3 protein-coding genes are annotated in these 3,043 nt (G+C 74.6%); 2 read left to right on the top strand and 1 reads right to left on the bottom strand.

Annotation, left to right across the window (positions count from 1 at the left end; genetic code table 11):
• Window positions 1-898: Dyp-type peroxidase (locus tag ABZ641_RS31080; RefSeq protein WP_359987192.1), on the top strand; the 898-nt coding region annotated here is incomplete at its 5' end.
• Window positions 899-968: 70 nt separating this feature from the next.
• Window positions 969-1,778 carry a family 1 encapsulin nanocompartment shell protein gene (locus ABZ641_RS31075; protein ID WP_359987189.1) on the top strand — a complete coding sequence of 270 codons (810 nt, stop codon included), beginning with the start codon at window positions 969-971 and terminating at the stop codon, window positions 1,776-1,778.
• 22 nt (window positions 1,779-1,800) lie between these two features.
• Here the strand turns inward: ABZ641_RS31075 and ABZ641_RS31070 are convergent, their stop codons facing one another.
• Window positions 1,801-2,955, bottom strand: a complete 1,155-nt coding sequence (locus tag ABZ641_RS31070) for a glutamate--cysteine ligase (protein WP_359987186.1) — start codon at window positions 2,953-2,955, stop codon at window positions 1,801-1,803.
• Window positions 2,956-3,043: the final 88 nt, after the last annotated feature.

Raw genomic sequence — 3,043 nt, 5'->3', positions numbered from 1 at the left:
CGGCGAGCCGGTGGTGCGCGAGCTGCTGGCCGACCTCGCCGGCCTGCAGCGCAGCGTGGGCTTCGGGCACCCCGACGGGCGGCTCAGCGTCGTCGCCGGGATCGGCTCGGCCTGCTGGGACCGGCTCGTGGACGGCCCCCGCCCGGCCGGACTGCACCCCTTCCGGGAGTTGCAGGGCGCCCGGCACCGGGCCCCGGCCACCCCGGGCGACCTGCTCCTGCACATCCGGGCCGCCCGGCAGGACCTCTGCTTCTCGCTCGGCTCGGAGATCATGTCCAGGCTGCGCGGCGCGGTCGCGGTGGCCGACGAGGTCACCGGCTTCACGTACCTCGACCAGCGCGACCTGCTCGGCTTCGTCGACGGCACCGAGAACCCCGCTGGCCGGGCGGCCGCCGAGGCCGTGCTGATCGGCGCGGAGGACCCGGACTTCGCCGGCGGCGCCTACGTGATCGTGCAGAAGTACCTGCACGACCTCGACGCCTGGAACCGGCTGCCGGTCGAGCAGCAGGAGCGGATCGTCGGCCGCCGCAAGCTCACCAACGTCGAGATCGACTCCCCCGGCTCGCACGTCGAGCTGAACACGATCACCGGCCCGGACGGCCGCGAGCGGCAGATCCTGCGCGACAACATGCCGTTCGGCAGTCCCGGCAGCGGCGAGTTCGGCACGTACTTCATCGGGTACGCGCGGACGCCGGAGGTCACCGAGGAGATGCTGCGCCACATGTTCCTCGGCGACGGGCCGGTGAGCCACGACCGCATCCTCGACTTCTCCACGGCCGTCACCGGCACGCTGTTCTTCGTGCCCTCCGCCGACCTGCTGGAGGACCTCGGGGCCGAGGAGGACGCCGGTACCGGCGAGGCGGGGTCGCTCGGCATCGGCGACCTCAGGAGCAGCTGACAGCACCGACCGCACGGCCGGCGCCGGAGCAGTGCTGCCGGCACCGCCGCAGGCGACAGGAGACCCGACCATGGACAACCTGCACCGCGAACTCGCGCCCGTCTCGGCCGCGGCCTGGGCCGACCTGGAGCAGGAGGCCCGGCGCACCTTCACCCGGCACGTGGCCGCCCGCCGCATCGTGGACGTGCCCGAGGCCGGCGGCACGGAACTCGCCGCGGTCAACACCGGCCGCCTGGACGAGATCCGCTCACCGGACCCGGGGGTGCGGGGCCGGCTGCGGCAGGCGCAGCCGCTGGTCGAGCTTCGGGTGCCGTTCACCGTCGACCGGTCGCAGGTGGACGACGTCGCCCGGGGCGCCCAGGACGCGGACTGGGCGCCGGTGAAGGAGGCCGCCCGGCGGATCGCCTTCGCCGAGGACCGCGCCGTCTTCGAGGGCTACCCGGCCGCCGGCATCGCCGGCCTGCGGGCCTCCTCCGCGAACGAGGCGCTGACGCTGCCCGCGGACCCGCGCGACTACCCGAACGTGATCAGCCGGGCGATCGGCGAACTCCGGCTGGCCGGTGTCGGCGGCGCCTACACCCTCGCCCTCAGCGCGGACGCCTTCACCGCCGTCAGCGAGACCTCCGACCACGGATACCCGATCCACGAGCACCTGCGCCGCCTCCTCGACGGCGAGATCATCTGGGCCCCCGCCATCGACGGCGCCTTCCTGATCTCCACCCGCGGCGGCGACTTCACCCTCCAGCTCGGCCAGGACCTGTCCATCGGCTACCTCGCCCACGACACCGACACCGTGGAGCTGTACTTCCAGGAGTCGCTGACCTTCCTCGTGCACACCGAGGAGGCGGTCGTCCCGATCCACCCCGCCCCCACGGCGTAGCAGCGGCCGCCCGGGCCGGGGCTCAGCTGGCGGCGCTCTCGGCCGCGATCATGTTGATCAGCCCCGTCCTGCCGTGCTCGACGAGGTGGCGGCGCTGGCGTTCGGCGCCGTTGCCCTCCCGCAGCAGGCGGCCGACCAGCGGGGCCACCGCGCGGGTGTCGCCGAGCTCCTCAAGGGCCGGGGCGAGGAGTTCCATCATGCCCGCGACGACCTCGCCGGCCGGCCGGGACAACCCGGTCGCCGGGTCGTGCAGCGTGCCGTCCATGCCGTACCGGGCGGCGTGCCAGGCCGCGCCCTCCAGGCTCTCCGGCGTCCGGCCGTCCGGCGGGACCCCTTCGGCGGCGTCCCGCTTCACCGTGACGACCAGGGCCCGGACCAGCCCGGCCAGCATCACCGCCTCGTCGGCGCGCAGCTGGACGTCCATCGACCGCAGCTCCACGGTCGGGAACTTGGCGGACAGCCGGGCCTGCCAGTACAGCTGGCCGCGGTCGCGGATCATCCGGGCCTCCAGCAGGTGGTCGATCCGGCGCTCGTAGTCCTGCGCGTCGGCGAAGTACGGCGGGATGCCGCTGATCGGCCAGCGGCCGAAGACCACCGTCCGCCAGCTCGCGTAGCCGGTGTCGGTGCCGTACCAGAGCGGTGAGTTGGCCGAGAGCGCGGTCAGCACCGGCAGCCAGGGCCGCAGCCGGTTGAGCACCGCGACCCCGGTCTCCGGGTCGGGCACGGCCACGTGCACGTGCATGCCGTTGATCATCGCCTCGTCGGCCAGCCGCGTGACGATGCTCCGGATCGAGTGGTAGCGCGGGGAGTCCACGATCGCCGGCGGAGCGTCGGGCGCGTACGGGGCGGTGCCGCAGGCCGCCAGCCGGCAGCCCGCCGACTCCGCCGCCGTCGCCAGCGCGTGCCGCAGCCGGAGCAGGTGGCCGCCGACCTCGCCCAGGCCCCGGCAGACCGGGGTTGCCACCTCCACCTGGGCCTGCAGCAGCTCGTTCTGCAGTTCGTCGTGGTGCACCGCGGGGTGCAGTCCGGCGATCCGCCGCACCTCGTCGACCCGCGGCAGCGGCAGCCCGCTCTCGGGGTCGAGCAGCAGGTACTCCTCCTCGACCCCGACCGTCGGGGGTCCGCCCGGATCCGTGACCGTTCCGCCCCCGCCTGCCCTGTCGGTGCCAGCGCCCATGACTCCGGGCTACCACGTCCGCCGCGTCGGCACATCCGGGCGGGCGTTCCCGGGGCGCCCGGCTAGGGCGTGTCCCGCGGGGCGAGGC

The sequence above is a fragment of the Kitasatospora sp. NPDC007106 genome (assembly GCF_040634455.1).
GTDB lineage: Bacteria > Actinomycetota > Actinomycetes > Streptomycetales > Streptomycetaceae > Kitasatospora > Kitasatospora arboriphila.
The sequence above is the reverse complement of the archived record's forward strand: the minus strand, read 5'-3'. Positions and strand labels throughout refer to the sequence as shown.